Raw genomic sequence first — 18,274 nt, 5'->3', positions numbered from 1 at the left:
CGCAGTCTCTTCATTGATCATCAAGGCATCGAAAACGCACGGCTGAATTCCACCCTCTGCGACCATGGTCGAGAGGGTGGCAGGTGCAGTGACTGTTCTAGGCGGGCAGCAGCACGGTGATCACTTTCTCCTCGGTGTAGGCCAGCGCGCCGCCAAGCCCGCCTTCGCGGCCGATGCCGCTGGCCTTGACGCCCCCCCACGGCAGGTTGGCGTCCAGCGGGCTCCAGCAGTTGACGCCGATGGCGCCGGCCTTTACGGCTGCGGCCACGCGGTGCGCGCGCGCCAGGTCGGTGGTCCACACCGTGGCTGCCAGGCCGTAGGCAGAGTCGTTGGCCAGCGTCACGGCCTCTTCTTCACTGTCGAACGTGATCACCGTACCGACGGGGCCGAAGATCTCGTCCTGGGCGATCGCCATGTCATTGCGGGCGTCGGCAAAAATCGTCGGGCGTACGAACCAGCCCCGGTCAGGGGTGGACACGCCGCCGGCCAGCAGCGAGGCGCCTTGGTCGATACCGAGCTGGATGTAACGGTTGACGCGATCGAATTGCGCTTTCTTGGCCACCGGCCCCATCTGCACGTCAGGCTGGCGAGGGTCGCCGACCTTGACCGCGCGCGCGGCGTCGGCCAGTGCACCAGCGAATCTCTCGGCGAGGCTGCGCTGGACCAGGATGCGCGAGCCGGCGGCACAGATCTGCCCCTGGTTGGCGAACAGGCCCAGGGTGCAGCCGAACAGCGCCTCATCGAAAGACGCGTCGTCGAACACGATCTGCGGGCTCTTGCCGCCCAGTTCCAGCGCCACGCGCTTGAACAGCACACCCGCGGTGCGCTGGATCTCACGCCCAGCCTCGGGACTGCCGGTGAAACTGATCTTGGCCACATGCGGGTGTTCGCATAAGGCGCGGCCCACCTGCGCACCGTAACCGGTGACCACATTGATCACGCCGTCTGGAAATCCCGCTTCCTGCGCCAGCGCCGCCAGATGCAGGGCCGATTGCGGGGTTTCTTCCGAAGGTTTGATCACCACGGTGCAGCCCGCCGACAGCAATGCGGCGAGCTTCCACACGGTGATCATCAGCGGTGAATTCCACGGCACGATGGCGCCCACGACGCCCACTGGCTCGCGTACGGTGTACGAGAGGGTCTTGCGACCGAAGTAGCCGCCGGTGGGAATGGTGCGTCCTTCAAGCTGGTTGGCCCAGCCGGCGGCGGCACGCAGGTTGGCGATGGCGTTGGGCAGGTCCATCCGGCGCGGTTCGAGCGGAGAACGGCCGATGGCGTCGGCGTCCATGTCGGCCAGTGATTCGCTGTCGCGCTCCACCAGGTCAGCGAGTTTGGATAACAGCCGGCCGCGCTGGGCGCCGTCAAGCCGGCTCCAGGCGCCACCTTCCAGCTGGGCGCGCGCCGCTGTCACGGCCCGGTCTACATCCTCGGCGGTGCCGCTTGCGCAACTGCCGTACACCTGTTCGGTCACGGGGTTGATAAGGGGGATGCGCGCGCCGTCGCTGGCTTCGAAGGGCGCGCCCTGGATAAAGTGGTTCAGGTGCTGAGTCATGTGGATGTCCATGCGTGATGGGTCGGAGGCGACAGGCCTCATGCCTTGAGGGAAGCCAGGGCATCGCCGAAGATGTCCAGCGCCTTGAAGAACAGCGAGCGCGTGATCGTCAGCGAGGGCATCACACGCATCACGTTGCTGTAGCGCCCGCAGGGGATCATCAGTACGCCGTGGTTCATCAGGTAGCCCATGAGTTGGCCGATCTTGGCGCCCTCGAGCGGTGTCTTGGTGGCGGCGTCTTCCACCAGTTCGATGCCGATCATCAAACCGCGGCCGCGGACTTCGCCGACGAACGGGCTGTTGAACCCACGGATACGTTCCTGCGCTTCCAGGCCCAGGGTGTGGGCGCGACCGAGCAGGCCGAGTTCCGGGTCCTGCAAGATACTGATATTGGTCAACGCCACGGCCGCGGACAACGAGTTGGCGGCAAAGGTATTGGGCATCGAGCCGTCTGGAATCTGGGCGGCGAGGTCCGAACGCATGATCAGCCCGGCCATCGGCAGGTCGCTGCCAATGCCCTTGCCGAAGGTGAGCATGTCGGGTTTCACACCAGAGTGTTCGACCGCCCACATCTTGCCGGTGCGGCCCGCACCGGACTGTACTTCGTCAACGATCAGCAACGCGCCGGCACGGTCGCAGGCCTTGCGCAACAGTTGCAGGAACTCGGGGGAGGGCGGCACGTAGCCGCCTTCGCCTTGCACCGGTTCCACAATCACGGCAGCCACGTCATCGGCGGCGGTGTAAGGACTGTTCAGCAGATAGTCCACGTAGTCGCCGGCAATTTGCTCGGCACTTTTTTGCGTGGTGTCGAAGGGAAAGCGGTAGGCGTATGGGTAGGGGGCGTGAATCACGCCGCCCATCATCGGGCCGTAGCCCTTGCGGTAGGCTGTGCCGGTGGTCAGGGCGCCGGAGGCGTTCCACACGCCGTGGTAGGCGCCGTGGAAGGCGAGGATCTGGTGGCGCCCGGTAATGCGTTTGGCGAACTTGATCGCAGCTTCCAGCGCATCGCTGCCGCTTTGCGTGAAGAACGTGATGCAGTCGCCGCGCAGGCCGTCGGGCGCGATCTCGGACATCTTGGCGGCCAGTTCGGTGCGGCGGGTGCTGTTGATTTCCAGGGCGTGCATCAGCACTTCGGACTGTTCACGGATGGCTTGCACCACCTGCGGGTGACAGCGGCCGACGCTGCTCACGCCCACGCCCGCGGACAGGTCGATGAAGGTGTTGCCGTCGGGATCCTTGAAGGTCGCGCCGAACGCGCGGTCCATGGCGATAGGCATGCGGCCGCCGCCACGCGCCATCGATTCGGTACTCGCCGACAACGCCAGGGCCTCGCGGGTCAGGGGGCCGGGCAGGGTGCTGGAAATAATGCGCGGGGCATCTGCGAAGTGCAGGGATTCTAGTTTGGACTCAATCATGACGCACTCTCTGGGTAGCGGTTTCAGTGTGTGGATCATTCTCATGGAGTGTCCTTGACCGTTAGCCCGAATCGGCAAATAGATGAATCGGCCCGTGCGCAGTTTTCGACAAAGAGGATTTTGAGAAGAAATTTCGCGGGGTTTGATCTTTGTGCGAATATCGCAAAGGAATGCGAACTAAAAACAAAAATTGGCAGAGGCTTTTCGCACATTATGAGAAACCACCACATAAGCCATTTTCGCGATATCCATGTCCATGCGGCCACCGTCCAGGAGTGGAACCAGGATTACAGCCAGTTAACCGCCGGCCTGGCCGAGAGTACGCTGATGCAGCTGACCACTGCGCGTTGCCACGTTTTCCGCGAGCAGATCAACCAGCGGGTGGTGCAGCGCGGTGTGGCGCCGCGCAGCAAGATGTGCTTCGCCGTGCCGATCAGCGTGCCGGGTTCGACGCGCATGCAGGGGCGCGAAGTGGATGACAGCAGCCTGTTCTTTCTGCAAGGGGGCGAGGAGTTCATGTTCCATATGCCGATGGGCATGGAGCTGCTGTCCATCACTTTCGAACGCGATTGGTTCGAGCAGGCACTGGCGCAAACGGCGGCGGCCAGTGAGATCAGTCGGTTGCTGCGCCAGCCAGTGATCCGCGTGTCCGCCCAGCGCTTCACCCAGGCTCGGCTTCGATTGCTCGCGATGCTTTCCCTGGCTGAGGTCGATGACGAACTCGACAGCGCGCGTGAGCAGGGGCTGGAACGGGCCTTGCTCGGTGAGTTGTTGCAATTGCTTACCGACCCGGCCTGTGACAAGCAGCAACGCAGTCCGAGTTCCACGCGCAGCTTCATTGTCGAGAAATGCCACCGGCTGACGACTGCCGAAATGATCAACGTGCCCAGCGTTAACGAATTGTGCCAACGCCTGCAGGTGAGTCGGCGCACCGTGCAAAACAGTTTCCGCTCGGTGGCCGAGACCACGCCGCTGAACTACTTGCGCTCGGTCCGGCTCAACGGTGTGCGCCGTACCCTGATGGGTACCCTCGCGTCCCACCTCTCGATTGGTGATGTCGCCGCCCAATGGGGCTTCTACCACCTCAGCCACTTTGCCGAAGAGTACCAGGCGCTGTTTGCAGAGTTACCGTCCCACACCCCTCGCGCTGCCATCCCTATTTGTGCGCACGCCTGAGCACCCGTGCGGCGGCGCAGCTGAGCGTACGCCTGGCCCGGCAGTGCGGTCGATGCGCTCCACGGTCTATGCGCGGAACTGGTCCATCAGTTTCATTTGCTGGTTGGCCCGTTCGTTGAGCTGATTGCTGATCTGTGCCGACTCGGCGGCCTGTTCAGTCAGTGTCTCGGTCACGCCGCGGATGGTCGAGACGTTGCGATTGACCTCCTCGGCCACCGCGCTCTGCTCTTCCGCCGCGCTTGCAATCTGCAGGTTCATGTCATTGATCACCGTAACCGCGTCGCTGATTTTACCGAGCGCCTCCACGGCCTGATGGATCTGGCTGGCGTTGCTCTGGGCCTGGGTCTGGCTTGAGTGCATGGTTGCCACTACACCACGCGTGCTGGTCTGGATACGCTCGATCACCAGGCGGATTTCCTCTACCGAGTCCTGGGTTCGCTTGGCAAGGTTGCGAACTTCGTCGGCAACCACCGCGAACCCTCGGCCGCTTTCCCCGGCCCGCGCGGCCTCGATCGCGGCATTGAGGGCGAGCAGGTTGGTCTGTTCGGCGATGCTGCGGATCACTTCCAGCACCGAGCCGATCTGTTCGCTGTTCACCGCCAGGGCTTCGACTTCCGTCACGGCCTTGCTGACTTCACTGGCCAGCGCGTTGATGTCGCGGGTGCTTCGCTCGATGATGGTGATGCCTTCCCTGGACGCCTGCTCTGCGCCCCGGGCCGCCAAGGCTGCGTTTGACGCGCTGTTGGCGACTTCGTGGGCTGTGGCGCTCATCTCGTTGGAAGCGGTTGCCAGTTGATCGATCTCGCGAAATTGCACCTGCATCCCTTCGCTGGTCTGACGCGCGATTTCCGAAGACTGGTCGGCGGTGCCGCGCGCAGCGGTGATGCTCTGCTTGAGTTGCGCGATGGTGGGTTGCAGTTTGTCGAGAAACCGGTTGAAGCCGTTCACCAGTTCGCCCAGCTCATCTTTCTTGCGGTAATCCAATCGTTGGGTCAGGTCGCCGTCGCCGCTGGCAATCGCCTTGAGCATCCGAGCGACACTATTGATGGGGCGTGTCACACCGGAGGCGGTGAGCCAGATGAGCAGCAGGCCCAACAGCCCTGCGCCGACGGCGACGAGCAGCGACTCGAGTGTGTCGCGGGTTTGCGTCTGGTCAAGCAAGGCCTGAAGCTTCATTGAGTCCGCCAGCAGAACGCCTCTTGGCAGGTCGATAGCCACTCCCCACGCCGCCGTTTCGGGTATCGGAGCAACGGGGTAGACAGCGCGAATCAGTTCGTCACGTGCCAGCACTACGGGCTTTTGTTGCTTCAATGCCGTCAGCACCGCCTTGCCTTCCTCTGCCAGAGGAACACTGATGTCTTTGCCGATCTGGCTCGCGTCGGCGCTGTAAGCGGCAAGTACACCACTGTCGGAAACAATCAGCATGCGCCCTGAACCGTTGAACAGCGTACGTTGAGCATCGCTCGCGGCAGCTTGCAGAGCGCCGAGCGCGAGGTCGACCCCGAGGGTGCCGACGACCTTGCCATCGGCGATCAGAGGCATCGACAGCGTGGTCATCAGTTGAACCTGGCCGGCCTGGGTGTCTGCGTAGGGGGCCATCAGGCAGGTGCGTCGGGTGTCTCGCGGGCAGGTGTACCAACTGTTGTAAGGCGTGCCGCTGATGCTCAGTTCGGTTTTCTGCAAGTCGCCTTCAGAGATCAGAATATTCATCGCTTCGCCTGCGCCGCGATTCCAGGCGCTGGCAAACCGTCCGGTTTCGTTGGAGGCGCGTGCGGCGTCGTTGGCGAACTCACGGTCTTTTCCATCCAGCGCATCAGGTTCGTAAACCAGCCAAAGCCCCAGAACCTGCGGGTTGCGTTCGAACGTCGTCTTGAGTGCGAGGTTCAGCTCTTCACGCAATGCAGCGGCCGCCAACCCCCGCTGGGCGGCCATGGTGCGTAAATTGGCCGCCTGGTCGGAAAAAGCGCTGATGATCTGCAGGCTGTTGCCGAAGAGGCTTTGCAGGTTCGTCGCCTGCTCCGCGGCCCTGGCCAGCAGCAGGGTTTCGCCGCTTTCGGTCAGCATCCTGCTGCTCGAGGTGCTGATCAACCGGTTGTTCTGATTGCCTTGGTAGAGATTCATGCCGACGATGAGGCCTATCACGCCGAGCAGGCACAAACCGGACAAAAGGACGAATTTCAAACGGATGGAAAGGGCGTCGAGCATTTGGCTATCTCACAGGTGAACAGCGTGTTGATCGATCATCGGTTAGTTTGCGGCCACCGATTTTTTATTGGAGGTGTCACTGCATCGGCTGACGTCACCTATTCATGACAAAAGCTTGCGCGAGTATGACCAGCAGCGCCAAAGGGCATGGCTGGCAGCCGGGAACAGGGCTGAACCTAGCATGCCTGACTGCGCAAGCGCCTCGTTATCCCAAATCGGCCAGGAGGGTAGGAACCTGTCGGTTTGGTGCGATGCCGGCGATGTTACCGATTTGGGATAGCGGGTTGTTCGTGGGCGGGCATAGCATCGAATACAGCGTGCAATCCCAAAAACAAAAGCGCTACCTGGTACCGATAGCGCCTTGATCGGACCACCCCACCAGCGACTGCCTCATACAATAAGGTCAAGAACATGAGTCTATCTATCCCGGTCAACAGCTCCACGGAGCTCAAGCGTGGCGCCTTGGGTGTCGGCTTTATCATCTTCTTCGTGATTTCGGCGGCGAGCCCACTCAGTGTCATCGCCGGTGGCTTCCCGATCGGCATCATGCTGGGCAACGGTGCCGGCACCCCGGCGTTGCTGTTGCTGGCGTTGTTGGTGCTGATAGCGTTCTCGGTCGGCTACACCACCATGGCTCGCCACGTTACCAACGCCGGTGGTTTCTACGCCTTTACCTCGCGTGGTTTGGGCGGCCTGGCCGGAGGCGCGGCGGGCGTGTTGGCGATGTTTGCCTATAACATCCTGCAAGTTGGCCTCTACGGCATGTTCGGCGGCGTGGTCAGTGGCACCATGGAGAGCGTGTACGGCTTGGTGTTGCCGTGGTGGTCCTACTCGCTGATGGCGATGGTCAGCATCGCGATCCTCGGCTACCGCAAGATCGATCTGTCGGCCCGCGTATTGTCGGTGGTGGTGATTGCCGAATACCTGGCGATCCTGACCCTGGATATTGCGATTCTCAAGAGCGGCGGCGACAGCGGTGTCAATCTCGACTCGTTCAACAGCCAGCATGTGCTCAGCGGTACCCCGTCGATCGGCCTGCTGTTCTGCTTCGCGGCCTTTATCGGCTTCGAGGCCACCACGATTTACGGCGAAGAAGCGAAAAACCCGCACCGCACCATTCCGATTGCCACCTACAGCTCCGTGCTGCTGATCGGCGGGTTCTACGCGCTGTCAGTGTGGTCGATGGTGGTGGGGGTAGGCGCGGATAAAATCGTGCCGATGCTGCAGGCCTTGCAGGACCCGACCACCTTCATCTACGGCATGTCGGACCACTTTGTCGGCCCGTACCTGACGCAAATCATCCGGGTGCTGTTCATGGTCAGCATCTACGCAGGGCTGCTGGCGTTTCATAACGCCGCGGCGCGCTATTTCTACGCAATCGGGCGAGACGGTCTGCTGCACAGTTTGTTGGGCACCACCCACCGTGTGCATCAAAGCCCGCATATGGGCTCGGCGTTGCAAAGTCTGATCGCCGCGGTTGTGGTGCTGATCTTCGCCGCCATGGATGCGGATCCGATCCTGCAGCTGTTCGCCTGGTTCTCCAACCTCGCCACGCTGTGCGTCATTTTGCTCATGGCGATGACTTCGATCTCCGTGTGTGTGTATTTCCACCGGCATCCCGAACTCAATGTCGGCCTCTGGCGGGGGCGCATTCTGCCGATTTTCTCCTGCCTGGCCTTGCTGATGGTGCTGCTGCTGGCGGTCGTGCATTTCGATGTGCTCACCGGTGCCAGCCAGCTCTTGTCCTACGGCTTGTGTGCCGTCATTCCAGCGGCGCTGCTGGGCGGCGTTTTTCTCGCCGCGCGACTGCGCAAGGTTTCGCCGCAGCGCTTTCTGGCGCTGGGCAGCCACAAGCTCTAACACATCGAGCGATACCGCCCCACTGCACTCAACAGACTGTTCGCTTGCCGGTGTCCGGCAAGGCTTGCCAGCGTTAAAGGAAGATGACACATGCACCACTACAAGATGCTTATCAATGGGGTTCAGGTTGCCGGTGAAAACGGGCAGTTCGAGGTGATCAATCCGGCCACCGGCGCCGCATTCGCCCAATGCCCGGCCGGCTCGCTGGCTCAATTGGACGATGCGGTGGCCGCCGCCCAGGCGGCGTTCAAGGAATGGCGTCACGTCTCGCACGCTCAGCGTTGCGAGCGTCTGTTGGCGATAGCCGAGGATATCGAGCAGGGCGCCGATGAATTGGCCCGATTGATCGTGCAGGAACAAGGTAAGCCGCTGGAACTGGCATTTTCCGAAGTCATGGGCGCCGCCGCCTGGACCCGCTATGCCGCCGAACAGCAGATTGGCGTGGAGCTGGTGGAAGAAACCCCGACCCAGCGCATTGAGCTGCACCGCAAACCTTTGGGCGTGGTGGCTTCCATTACGCCATGGAACTGGCCGTTCATGATTGCCGTGTGGCACATGATGCCGGCGCTGCGGGCCGGCAACTGCGTGCTCAGCAAGCCATCGAGCCTGACGCCGCTGAGTACCCTGCGCCTGGTGGAAATCATCGCGCGGCATGTGCCCAACGGTGTGATCAACTGCGTGACCGGCGAGCAGGGTTTCGGCAGCGCGATCACCTCGCACCCGGGGATCCAGAAGATTGTCTTCACCGGTTCCACCGCCACCGGCCAGAGCGTGATGCGCGGCGCGGCCACCAATCTCAAGCGCCTGACCCTTGAACTGGGGGGCAATGATGCCGCGATCGTATTGCCCGGCACGTCGGTGGAGGAGGTGGCCGAGGAGATTTTCCAGGCCGCTTTCCTCAACATGGGCCAGACCTGCGCTGCCCTCAAGCGTTTGTATATCCACGAATCCCAGTACCAGGCCTTTGCCGATGCGCTGACGCTGATTGCCGAACGCCAGGTGGTGGGGGATGGCCTGGAGCCGGGCGTCAACTTCGGGCCGGTGCAGAATCTGGATCAATTGCAACTGGTTGAAGCCTTGGTCGCCGATGCACGGGCGCAGGGCGCACGAGTGTTGTGCGGCGGCGCACGTCTGGACCGTCCTGGGTTCTTTTACCCGCCTACGTTGGTCGCGGATGTGACCGATGGGCAGCGTCTGGTGGACGAGGAACAATTCGGACCGGTGTTGCCGCTGATCGCTTACAGCGACGTCGAGGATGTGCTGCGGCGTGCCAACGCCGGTGACATGGGCCTGGGCGGCTCGGTATGGGGGCCGGATGTCGAACAGGCCCAGGCGTTGGCCAGTCGTTTGGAAAGCGGCGTGGCCTGGGTCAACTGTCATGCCCGAATCCAACCGAACACGCCGTTCGGCGGTAGCAAGATGTCCGGATTCGGTGTCGAGTTCGGCCTCGAAGGACTGTTGGAGTTCACCGGACAGCAATTGCTGTTCGTCAATAAGCGCGCGGGCGAATAACGCTCGGCCAACCTGGCGCAGCGTCGCTGCGCCCCTGTTGCCACTATCTGAGACAGCCTTTAGAGGCGCGCTTCAAGGAGCTTCGATCATGCGCTACCCATCCACTTCATTTCTCAGCGGTACATTGGCCTGCACCCTGACGCTCTGCGCCATCAGCCAGGCCCAGGCCTATGAGCTGTACAGCGACGAGAGCCGCCATCTCAACGCAGACATGACCGCCGTATTCGGTATGTTCAACAGCCGCAAGAACTATGACGGTACCTCGGGTGGCTCAACCTGGCGCGAGGGATTTATCAAATACGGCTTGAGCGGCGACCAGTCCCTGGCGGGCAACGGCACCGCCTATGGTGCATTCGCGCTGGTCAGCTCAGCCACCTGGGGCGACGGCGACCCGGCCGGCAACACCCTGGGCACCGAACGCACCACCAAAATCGAAGATGCTTACCTGGGGTGGCGCTCCGGCGACCTGTTCCCGGCGTTGGGCCAGGATGGTGTGGATATTTCCGGTGGGCGCCAAGTGGTCAAGCTCGGCAGTGGCTTCCTGATCAACGACGACGGGCCGAACCTGGGCAAGGGCCCGGCCGATGGCAAGCTGAACCGGGGCGGTGCTTACTACCTTGCGGCGCGGCATGCGTTTGATCAGACCGCGTTCCTGCGTCTGGGCGGCAAGGATGGCCTGCATGGCAGCCTGTTGTGGCTCAAGTCCGACAACCGCGCTCAGGCTGAAACCGAAGTGGCCGCCGGGACGCTCGACTACACCACCAAACCCGGCACCCTGGGGTTGACCTGGGTGCATGGCATTGATGTGAATGATCGTTGGGCGAGTGATGTTCAGCGCCAGCGCAAGGGCATGAATATCTACAGCGTGCGCGGCGAAGGCGATGCGGGCCTGCCGAACGTCAGCCTGGCATTTGAATACGCCTGGCAGGACAAAGACAGCGGGCCGGAGAAAGCCTGGTACGGCGAAGCCGGTTATACCTTTGCCGATGTGGCCTGGGCACCGAAGGTCACCTACCGTTATACCCGTTATTCACAAAAATGGGATTCGCTGTTTACAGGTCTGAGCTCGGGCTACGGCACCTGGCTGCAAGGCGAAGTCGCCGGCAACTATGCCGGGCCGTTCAACAGCAACACCCGTGTCCAGCATATGGGCCTCAAAGCCATGCCGCTGGAAAACCTGACCCTGGGCGCGTTGTACTTCGACTTCGACACGCTGCGCAAAAGCAATGCGCTCAACCTCAGTGCGCGGGAGCTGGACGTATACGCCGAGTGGGCCGTCAACCCGCACCTGATCATCACGCCCCTGATCGGTCTCTACAAACCGAAACAGGATTCCACCACGGGCGGGAACCAGGCTGTCGGCAATGGCACCAACCTGTACAGCCAAGTGACCGTCGCCATCCCGTTCTGATCCACCCTGGCTGTCGCGCCTCAACTTCAGGACGCGGCGGCGCCCGGCTGATTGCGCATGTTCTCGGCAATCCGTCGCGTGGTGTCCATCACCATCTCGATCACGGTTTCCTGACGCAGCAGCTTGAAGCTCTGGGTACTGCCGACGGCGGACAAGCTGCCCACCACCTCGTCCATATCCGGCTGGATGATCGGCGCCGCGATGCCGGTCAGGCCCAGGTTGAGTTCATCGTGGGTCAGGCAATAGCCGTCCTTGCGAATCTTCTTCGTGGCCTTGGCAAAGCTTGCCCAGTCATAGGCACTTTCCGGGTCGCCGGCCATATGTTCTTCGAACAGGCGTTGCAAGCGCCGACCTTTCTGGAAGGCGATCAACACCTTGGACTGCGCGCCGCGAAAAAAGGGCAATGGATGCCCGCGCCCGAAGGAAAAGTGGTAGGTGTCGGTGGGTTCGGCGATGTAGGTGTTGATGATGCGCCCGTCATAGAAAACGCTGGCGAACACCGCAAGGCCGGTCTGAGACGACAGTTCATGCATCAGTTCGCGCCCGGCGAGGAGAATGGGATCGTACTGGCGCATCATCCAGTCCAGCTCGATCACCCGGGGCCCCAGGCCATAGTTGCCGGCGTCCACGCGCGTCAGCAGACCGGCGTCACACAGATCCTTGACGTAGCGATACGCCGTGGCGCGCGACAGGCTCATGCGCTCGGCGATGGTGTCCGGGTCGATCTTCAACGTCTGTGGACCGAACAGGTCCAGGACACTCAACAACTTGCTCAGACTGCTCATTTCGTTCCTAGAGAAGGGGAGGCGTGCGGGTAAGCACTATAGGCGAAAACGCCCCAGATCCATTGTGGCAGATCCATTGTGGGAGCGGGCTTGCTCGCGAAAGCGGTGGGTCAGTCAGCGCATTCGTCATTGGAATACCGCTTTCGCGAGCAAGCCCGCTCCCACAGGTCATAACTCTATCTGAAGTCAGCATTAATTATTCATAAATCTCAAAATAAGAGATTTATAGTAAAAAATGCTTGTCTGGTTAGTTTTTGTGTGTGATAAATCTCACCAAAGAAAACGCTCAAGCGAGAGGGCTGACAATGAATGGCGCACAACTGATAGTGAATGCGGCTGCGGCAAGCGGTATCGAATACTGCTTCGCCAACCCGGGAACCACCGAGATTCCACTGGTGGCCGCCATGGCCAGTGCACCTGCCCTCAAGCCGGTGTTGTCGTTGTTCGAAGGGGTGTGTACCGGTGCGGCGGACGGTTACGGCCGCATCGCCGGCAAACCGGCAATGACCTTGACGCACCTGGGCCCAGGTTTTGCCAACGGCATCGCCAACCTGCACAACGCACGGCGCGCCAACACGCCCATCGTCAATGTGATCGGCGACCACGCGTCATGGCACGTCAATTACGACCCGCCTTTGGCCAGCGACATCCAGGCTCTGGCCGGGACTGTTTCCGGTTGGGTACGCACCTCGCGCACCGCGTCGGGTGTGGGCGAGGACTTGCAGGAAGCCATGCGCGCCGCCTGGCAAGCCAAAGGCCAGATCGCCAGCTTGATCCTGCCCATGGACTTGCAATCCAATACGGTGACCCACAATGGCCAGTTCAGCCCGCTGCGTGCGCCGGTCCGGCGCTTTGCCGGCGACCGCATCGAAGCCGTGGCCCAGGCGCTGCGCGATGGCCAGCGCCTGGTCTTCATCGTCGGTGACCAGGGCTTGTCAGTGGCCGGCCTGGAAGCGGCGGGGCGCCTGGCGCAACTGCCCGGCGTGCGTATGTTTGCCGAGACCTTCCCGCGGCTGAGCTACCGCGGCGGCGGCTTGCCCGACCTGGATCGCCTGCCGTATTTCCCGGAAGTGGCCATCGAGATCCTCGAGCAATACGACAAGGTTGTGTGCGCCGGTGTCGTGGAGCCCATCAGCTATTTCGGCTACGAAGGTATTCCGTCACGGTTGGCTGAGCGTGAGCGTCTGCTATCGCTGGCCGAAGTGGGCGACGACGTGGCCGGGGCGCTGACCGCGCTGGCCGATGCGCTGGGCGCGCCTGCCTATGTACCGACGCCGCAGGACATCCAGCTGCCGCCGGGCGAGGCCGCTTTGAGCCCGCAGTCGGTGGGGCAAGTATTGGCCGCTGCGCTGCCGGACGACTGCATTGTCTCGGTGGAGGGCGGCACCTGCGGCTATCCATTTTTTACCGCATCTGCCCGTGCCGCACGGCACCGTGTATTGACCAATACCGGTGGCGCCATCGGCCAGGGCATTCCGGTGGGTTTTGGCGCCGCACTGGCCGAGCCTGGCAACCGGGTGTTCTGCCTGCAATCGGACGGCAGCGCCCAGTACACCATCCAGACCCTGTGGAGCATCGCCCGCGAGCAATTGCCGGTGGTGATCCTGATTGCCGCCAACCACCGCTACGCGATCCTGCAGAACGAACTGCGCCGTTTCGGCATGACCGAGCTCGACCCGCAGGCGCTGAAGCTGACCGTGCTCGACAGTCCGCGTATCGATTGGAAGGCCCTGGCCAAAGGGTATGGCGTGCCGTCCTGCACCGTACACACCAACGCCGAATTGCAACGGGCGCTGGCCAATGCCGCCGCCGATGCCGGGCCTTGCCTGATCGAAATGGCGCTGTGAAGGAGCCGACCATGAACCTGCTTCAATTATTGCCTGCCGTCCAGGCATTTCTGGACCAACCCGGCCGCCTGTTCATCGGCGGTACCTGGCAGGACGCCGCCAGCGGTCGTCGCTTTGCCGTGGAAAACCCGGCCACCGAACAGACCCTGACCGAAGTCGCCCAGGGCGATGAGCGCGATGTGAACGCGGCCGTCGCGGCTGCCCGTGCAGCCTTTACCGGCGCCTGGGCCTTGCAGTCACCGGCGCAGCGCGGCCTGTTGCTGTTTCGCCTGGCTGATCTGTTGGATCAGCACCGGGAGGAGCTGGCGCAACTGATCACCCTGGAAAACGGCAAGCCGATCGCCAATGCGCGCGGTGAAGCGGCCAGCGCGGCGAACATCATTCGCTACTTCGCCGGCTGGCCCACCAAGATCGAAGGCAGCACGCTGCCCGTCTCGCCGGCCAGCGGCGCGCCGATGCTCAACTACACCCTGCGCGAGCCGGTGGGCGTGTGTGCGCTGATCGTGCCGTGGAACTTCCCGTTGACCATGTGCGTGTGGAAGCTCGGCCCGGCGCTGGCCACCGGTTGCGTGGCGGTGCTCAAGCCCGCCGAGCAGACGCCGTTGGTGGCGATCCGCCTGGTGCAACTGATCGAGGCCGCCGGTTTCCCCGCCGGCGTGGTCAACCTGATCACCGGCCTGGGCGCCGACACCGGCGCGCCACTGGCGCAGCACCCGGACGTGGACAAGATCGCCTTCACCGGCTCGACCCAGGTCGGACGGCTGATCGCCCAGGCGGCCACCGGCAACATGAAGAAGGTCTCGCTGGAGCTGGGCGGCAAGTCACCGAACATCATCCTGCCCGACGCCGACATCGTGCGCGCCGCCAAGGGTGCGGCCGATGGGATTTTCTACAACCAGGGCCAGGTGTGTACGGCCGGCTCGCGTCTGTATGTGCACGCCAGTGTGCTCGACCAGGTGCTCGAAGAACTGCAGAGCCATGCCGCCGCCTATGTGCTCGGCAATGGCCTGGACCCGGCCAGCAGCATGGGCCCGCTGGTGTCCGCGCGGCAGTTGAACACGGTCCAGGGCTACCTGCAGCGGGGCCAGGAAGAAGGCGCCGAACTGATCTGTGGCGGCGGCCGCCCTGCACACTTGGAGCGCGGTCACTTCATTCAACCCAGCGTTTTCCTCGACCGCGCCGAGCGCGCCTGCGTGGCCCGCGAAGAAATCTTCGGCCCGGTGCTGACCGTGATGGCCTGGACCGAAATCGACGACCTGGTGCTGCGCGCCAACGACTCGCCCTATGGCCTGGCCGCCGGCCTGTGGACCCGCGACCTGCGCTCGGCGCACCGCGTGGCCGCGCAGCTCAAGGCCGGCTCGGTGTGGATCAACTGTTGGAACGTGGTCGATCCGGCCTCGCCGTTCGGCGGTTACAAGCAATCCGGCTGGGGCCGGGAAATGGGCAAGAACGTGATCGACGCCTACACCGAAACCAAAAGCGTCTTCGTCGATCTCGCCTGAATCGAACAATCACAAGAGGAAATGGCAATGGATCTGGAATTGAAAGGCCGCGTGGCAATCGTCACCGGTGGCGGCATGGGCATCGGCAAGGAAGTCGCACGGTTTCTGTCCGAGGAAGGCTGCAAGGTGGTGATCTGCGCGCGGCGCATGGCGTTCCTGCAACTGGCTGCCGAAGAGATCACGGCACAGACCGGTAATGAAGTGCTGCCGCTGTTCTGTGACACCAACGACATGAAGGCCGTGTCCGAGATGGTCGATGCTGCCTACAAGCATTTCGGCCGTATCGACATCCTCGTCAACGGTGCTGCCGCGCCGTCCGGTGTGGTGCGCAACGACATCGAGCACGCCGGCGACGAGGAGTTGCTGTCGGACCTCAACACCAAGGTGATCGGCTACTTCCGTTGCGCCAAAGCCGTGACCCCGCATATGAAGGCTGCCGGCTTCGGTCGCATCATCAACATCGGCGGGCTCACCGGGCGCAGCAGCAAAGTGCTCTCGGGCATGCGCAACCTGGCGATTGCCCACATGACCAAAACCCTGTCCGACCAGCTCGGCCCGTCGGGCATCACGGTCAACCTGATTCACCCCGGCGTGGTGGATACCCCGCACATCCAGGAGCTGTACGAGCGCGAAGCGGTCAAGCAAGGCAAGACCGCGGAACAGGTTGAACAGGCCTACATCGACGCGACGCCGATTCGCCGCACCCTGGCGCCGATTGAAATGGGCTGGCTGATCGGCTTCCTGGCATCCCCCAAGGCCGGCGCGGTGACCGGTGAATCCATCGGTATCGACGGCGGCCTGACCCGTGGCATCTATATCTGAGGAGTATCAGAGATGAGTAACGGAACCCTTTTAGTCGCCACTGTCGGGCAGGCGGTGATCCGCAGCGCCGACGATGGCAAGACCTGGCATCGCCTGGGCCTGGGGCAGGACCTTGAATTCGATGCAATCACTCGGTCCTTGAGCGTGCATCCCGACATGCCCGAGCGAATCTATGCCGGCACCGACGTGGGCTTGTGTGTCAGCCACGACACCGGTGGGCACTGGCAGCGCGTCGATTCGCCGTTCAACGGCGAGACGGTGTGGAAGGTCGCGGTGGACCCGCAGGATGCCCAGCGAATCTTTGTCGGTACCGGTGCGCCTTCGCGCGCTGTGCTGTGGCGCACCCTGGACGGCGGCCTCAACTGGGATCGCGCGCCGGTGGAGATTCCTGAATTCTGTGACGGCGTCAGCCGCCCACGCTTGCTGGCCTTCGCCTACGACCCCACCGACCGCGATCAGGTGTGGTTCGGCCTGGAGGAGGGTGGGCTGTTCCATTCCCGCGACGGCGGCGACAGCTGGACTCGGGTTGATGACCGCCTGCTGTGGGACTTCAACTCGGACATCCACAACATCCTGGTGCTGCCCAACCATGGCGAAAAAATCATCGTGGTGGTGTGCGTCAACGCGGTTTACCGCAGCCTGGATGAAGGCTTGACCTGGACCGGCATCGTTGGCCGGGACGCGTTCGGCCTGTACTACATACGGGCCATGAACGCGCCGCTTGGCACCGAGGACACGCTTTACCTGAGCATCTCCGACGGCACCCCCGGCACCACCAGCAAGATCCTGGTTTCCCGTAACGCCGCCGTCAGTTGGGAGGTATTGCCCCTGCCGCAGCAACCCAACTCCTGCGTCTGGGCCATTGCCTTCAACCCGGCCAACCCGCGTCAGATCGTGGCGGGCACCAAGTATGGGCACTTGTTCACCTCCGACAATGGCGGGGATAGCTGGCAGAAGCACTGGCGCGAATTCAGCGAGATCGCGGATGTGCTCTGGACGCCTGCCGTGGCGCAGATCAAGGCCGGGCATCAATCCATCGTCAAGAAGAACTGAGGTACTCGGTGATGAAAGTCAAAATCCTTCGGACTCACTTATCGCTGTTTGTGAGTGATCCTGATGTGTCGGCACTGTGGTACGCCGACATCCTGGGCATGCACGAAAGTGCCCGGGGCGAAAGCTGGGTCATGATGGCATTTGGCACCAAGCATCACGACATCGCCTTGATTCGTGCAGAACCGGGCGCCCACCAGGGCGGCCTGGGCCTGCAGCACTACGGATTGGAAATCGAAGGTGACATGACCACCTTGCGCCAGCTCTACGGCATGTTGCTGAAGAAGGGGGTGGAGGTGGTGAAAATTACCGATCATGAAATCGGCAACGGCCTGTATTTCAACGACCCCGATTGCAATCGCATGGAATTCTTTCTCGAGACCGAGCATGACGATGCGTGCGGCAAGGCCCGCTTCAAGGCCGCTCGTGCGCCGAGTCGCAACATCACGCTTGATCCCCTTGACCCGATTTGAACCGAGGTTCACCTGATGAAAACCGCGAATTTTGCCAGCTATCACATCCGCAAATGGTACAGCTTCGTCGAGGAAACCCTGGCCAACGAAAGTGGCCAACTGGCCGATGGCGAGCCGCTGTTCAAATACGCCGTGGCTGCCGTGATCGCCAACCCTTATGCCGGGCGCTACAGCGAGGACCTTTCGCAATTGATCGACCCGTCGCCGTTGCTGGGCGAAGAGTTCGGCCGGCGCATCAATGCGTTGGCCGGCGCACATGAAATTGTCAGCTATGGCAAGGCCATCCTGGTGGGCAGCGCGGGTGAATACGAGCACGGCAACGCGTTCCTCACCAACCCGGCCGCCGATCCGATCCGCGTCGCCCTGGGCGGTGGCAAGTCGTGGGTGCCCTCGACCGGCAAGCGCGGCGGGCCGGGTTCGACCATTGACGTACCGCTGGCCCACAAAGACGCGCTGTACGTGCGCTCGCACTACGACAGCTTCTCCCTGACGTTCGGTGACGGCCCTTCGGCTGATGAGGTGGTGGTGATTTGGGCGTTCGCCACCCGCGGCCGTTTGCATGCGCGGTTGGGCGGCCTGAAGGCCGAGGATGTAAAAGGTATTGACGGGCTGCACTGATAAAGGCGCAGCATCAAGCAGTGTTGGATCAAAACCACAACAAGAA

At 62.4% G+C, this 18,274-nt stretch carries 14 protein-coding genes; 10 read left to right on the top strand and 4 right to left on the bottom strand.

Going from position 1 to position 18,274, the window contains the following annotated elements; translation table 11 throughout:
- Positions 1 to 97: 97 nt before the first annotated feature.
- Both H0Z09_RS12605 and H0Z09_RS12600 read right to left on the bottom strand, forming a co-directional pair.
- Complete coding sequence (locus tag H0Z09_RS12605) at positions 98 to 1,552, bottom strand: aldehyde dehydrogenase family protein (protein ID WP_186690909.1); 1,455 nt, start codon at positions 1,550 to 1,552, stop codon at positions 98 to 100.
- Between the two features lie 38 nt (positions 1,553 to 1,590).
- Positions 1,591 to 2,967, bottom strand: coding sequence for an aspartate aminotransferase family protein (locus tag H0Z09_RS12600; protein WP_186690908.1), 1,377 nt, complete (start codon positions 2,965 to 2,967; stop codon positions 1,591 to 1,593).
- Between the two features lie 213 nt (positions 2,968 to 3,180).
- Here H0Z09_RS12600 and H0Z09_RS12595 point away from each other — a divergent pair, with 213 nt between their 5' ends.
- The gene (locus tag H0Z09_RS12595; RefSeq protein ID WP_186690907.1) at positions 3,181 to 4,143 is read left to right on the top strand and encodes a helix-turn-helix domain-containing protein; all 963 of its coding nucleotides are present in this window, start codon (positions 3,181 to 3,183) and stop codon (positions 4,141 to 4,143) included.
- A 66-nt stretch (positions 4,144 to 4,209) separates the two neighbouring features.
- On the opposite strand, the gene H0Z09_RS12590 is transcribed toward H0Z09_RS12595, so the two are convergent.
- Positions 4,210 to 6,348, bottom strand: coding sequence for a methyl-accepting chemotaxis protein (locus H0Z09_RS12590; protein ID WP_186690906.1), 2,139 nt, complete (start codon positions 6,346 to 6,348; stop codon positions 4,210 to 4,212).
- A gap of 411 nt (positions 6,349 to 6,759) precedes the next feature.
- Between H0Z09_RS12590 and H0Z09_RS12585 the strand changes: the two genes are divergently transcribed.
- From H0Z09_RS12585 to H0Z09_RS12575, 3 genes are all read left to right on the top strand, one after another.
- A complete protein-coding gene (locus tag H0Z09_RS12585; RefSeq protein WP_186690905.1) occupies positions 6,760 to 8,208 on the top strand; it encodes an APC family permease in 1,449 nt (482 codons plus the stop codon).
- 90 nt (positions 8,209 to 8,298) lie between these two features.
- Entirely contained in the window at positions 8,299 to 9,720 is a 1,422-nt protein-coding gene (locus H0Z09_RS12580; RefSeq protein ID WP_186690904.1) for an aldehyde dehydrogenase family protein, read from the top strand.
- Between the two features lie 88 nt (positions 9,721 to 9,808).
- Positions 9,809 to 11,131 carry a hypothetical protein gene (locus H0Z09_RS12575; protein WP_186690903.1) on the top strand — a complete coding sequence of 441 codons (1,323 nt, stop codon included), beginning with the start codon at positions 9,809 to 9,811 and terminating at the stop codon, positions 11,129 to 11,131.
- A 26-nt stretch (positions 11,132 to 11,157) separates the two neighbouring features.
- Here H0Z09_RS12575 and H0Z09_RS12570 read toward each other — a convergent pair whose 3' ends face one another.
- Positions 11,158 to 11,916: an IclR family transcriptional regulator C-terminal domain-containing protein gene (locus H0Z09_RS12570; RefSeq protein ID WP_186690902.1), complete on the bottom strand. Its 759-nt coding sequence runs from the start codon at positions 11,914 to 11,916 to the stop codon at positions 11,158 to 11,160.
- Positions 11,917 to 12,221: 305 nt separating this feature from the next.
- Between H0Z09_RS12570 and H0Z09_RS12565 the strand changes: the two genes are divergently transcribed.
- From H0Z09_RS12565 to H0Z09_RS12540, 6 genes are read left to right on the top strand one after another with little or no spacing between them, the layout of a single operon-like run.
- Positions 12,222 to 13,763 carry an acetolactate synthase large subunit gene (locus H0Z09_RS12565; protein WP_186690901.1) on the top strand — a complete coding sequence of 514 codons (1,542 nt, stop codon included), beginning with the start codon at positions 12,222 to 12,224 and terminating at the stop codon, positions 13,761 to 13,763.
- Between the two features lie 11 nt (positions 13,764 to 13,774).
- On the top strand, positions 13,775 to 15,265 hold the full coding sequence (locus tag H0Z09_RS12560; protein ID WP_186690900.1) for an aldehyde dehydrogenase family protein: 1,491 nt from the start codon (positions 13,775 to 13,777) through the stop codon (positions 15,263 to 15,265).
- A 27-nt stretch (positions 15,266 to 15,292) separates the two neighbouring features.
- The gene (locus H0Z09_RS12555) at positions 15,293 to 16,087 is read left to right on the top strand and encodes an SDR family oxidoreductase (protein WP_124362228.1); all 795 of its coding nucleotides are present in this window, start codon (positions 15,293 to 15,295) and stop codon (positions 16,085 to 16,087) included.
- A gap of 12 nt (positions 16,088 to 16,099) precedes the next feature.
- Positions 16,100 to 17,140 (top strand): YCF48-related protein, encoded by a 1,041-nt coding sequence (locus H0Z09_RS12550; protein ID WP_186690899.1) that lies wholly within the window; start codon positions 16,100 to 16,102, stop codon positions 17,138 to 17,140.
- An 11-nt stretch (positions 17,141 to 17,151) separates the two neighbouring features.
- A complete protein-coding gene (locus tag H0Z09_RS12545) occupies positions 17,152 to 17,610 on the top strand; it encodes a VOC family protein (RefSeq protein WP_065885625.1) in 459 nt (152 codons plus the stop codon).
- A 15-nt stretch (positions 17,611 to 17,625) separates the two neighbouring features.
- On the top strand, positions 17,626 to 18,228 hold the full coding sequence (locus H0Z09_RS12540) for an amino acid synthesis family protein (RefSeq protein ID WP_186690898.1): 603 nt from the start codon (positions 17,626 to 17,628) through the stop codon (positions 18,226 to 18,228).
- Positions 18,229 to 18,274 lie beyond the last annotated feature (46 nt).

Origin of the sequence: Pseudomonas sp. SWRI18, from assembly GCF_014268345.1 — a bacterium.
Taxonomy (GTDB): Bacteria; Pseudomonadota; Gammaproteobacteria; order Pseudomonadales; family Pseudomonadaceae; genus Aquipseudomonas; species Aquipseudomonas cedrina.
Note: the sequence above shows the minus strand (reverse complement) of the source record. Positions and strands in the feature narration are given on the sequence as shown.

Bases quoted from the DNA above. Each gene is read 5' to 3' on its own strand.
- H0Z09_RS12595 (WP_186690907.1), top strand. From the start codon at position 3,181: ATGAGAAACCACCACATAAGCCATTTTCGCGATATCCATGTCCATGCG.
- H0Z09_RS12600 (WP_186690908.1), bottom strand. From the start codon at position 2,967: ATGATTGAGTCCAAACTAGAATCCCTGCACTTCGCAGATGCCCCGCGC.
- H0Z09_RS12585 (WP_186690905.1), top strand. From the start codon at position 6,760: ATGAGTCTATCTATCCCGGTCAACAGCTCCACGGAGCTCAAGCGTGGC.
- H0Z09_RS12560 (WP_186690900.1), top strand. From the start codon at position 13,775: ATGAACCTGCTTCAATTATTGCCTGCCGTCCAGGCATTTCTGGACCAA.
- H0Z09_RS12540 (WP_186690898.1), top strand. From the start codon at position 17,626: ATGAAAACCGCGAATTTTGCCAGCTATCACATCCGCAAATGGTACAGC.
- H0Z09_RS12575 (WP_186690903.1), top strand. From the start codon at position 9,809: ATGCGCTACCCATCCACTTCATTTCTCAGCGGTACATTGGCCTGCACC.
- H0Z09_RS12545 (WP_065885625.1), top strand. From the start codon at position 17,152: ATGAAAGTCAAAATCCTTCGGACTCACTTATCGCTGTTTGTGAGTGAT.
- H0Z09_RS12580 (WP_186690904.1), top strand. From the start codon at position 8,299: ATGCACCACTACAAGATGCTTATCAATGGGGTTCAGGTTGCCGGTGAA.
- H0Z09_RS12570 (WP_186690902.1), bottom strand. From the start codon at position 11,916: ATGAGCAGTCTGAGCAAGTTGTTGAGTGTCCTGGACCTGTTCGGTCCA.
- H0Z09_RS12565 (WP_186690901.1), top strand. From the start codon at position 12,222: ATGAATGGCGCACAACTGATAGTGAATGCGGCTGCGGCAAGCGGTATC.
- H0Z09_RS12550 (WP_186690899.1), top strand. From the start codon at position 16,100: ATGAGTAACGGAACCCTTTTAGTCGCCACTGTCGGGCAGGCGGTGATC.
- H0Z09_RS12590 (WP_186690906.1), bottom strand. From the start codon at position 6,348: ATGCTCGACGCCCTTTCCATCCGTTTGAAATTCGTCCTTTTGTCCGGT.
- H0Z09_RS12605 (WP_186690909.1), bottom strand. From the start codon at position 1,552: ATGACTCAGCACCTGAACCACTTTATCCAGGGCGCGCCCTTCGAAGCC.
- H0Z09_RS12555 (WP_124362228.1), top strand. From the start codon at position 15,293: ATGGATCTGGAATTGAAAGGCCGCGTGGCAATCGTCACCGGTGGCGGC.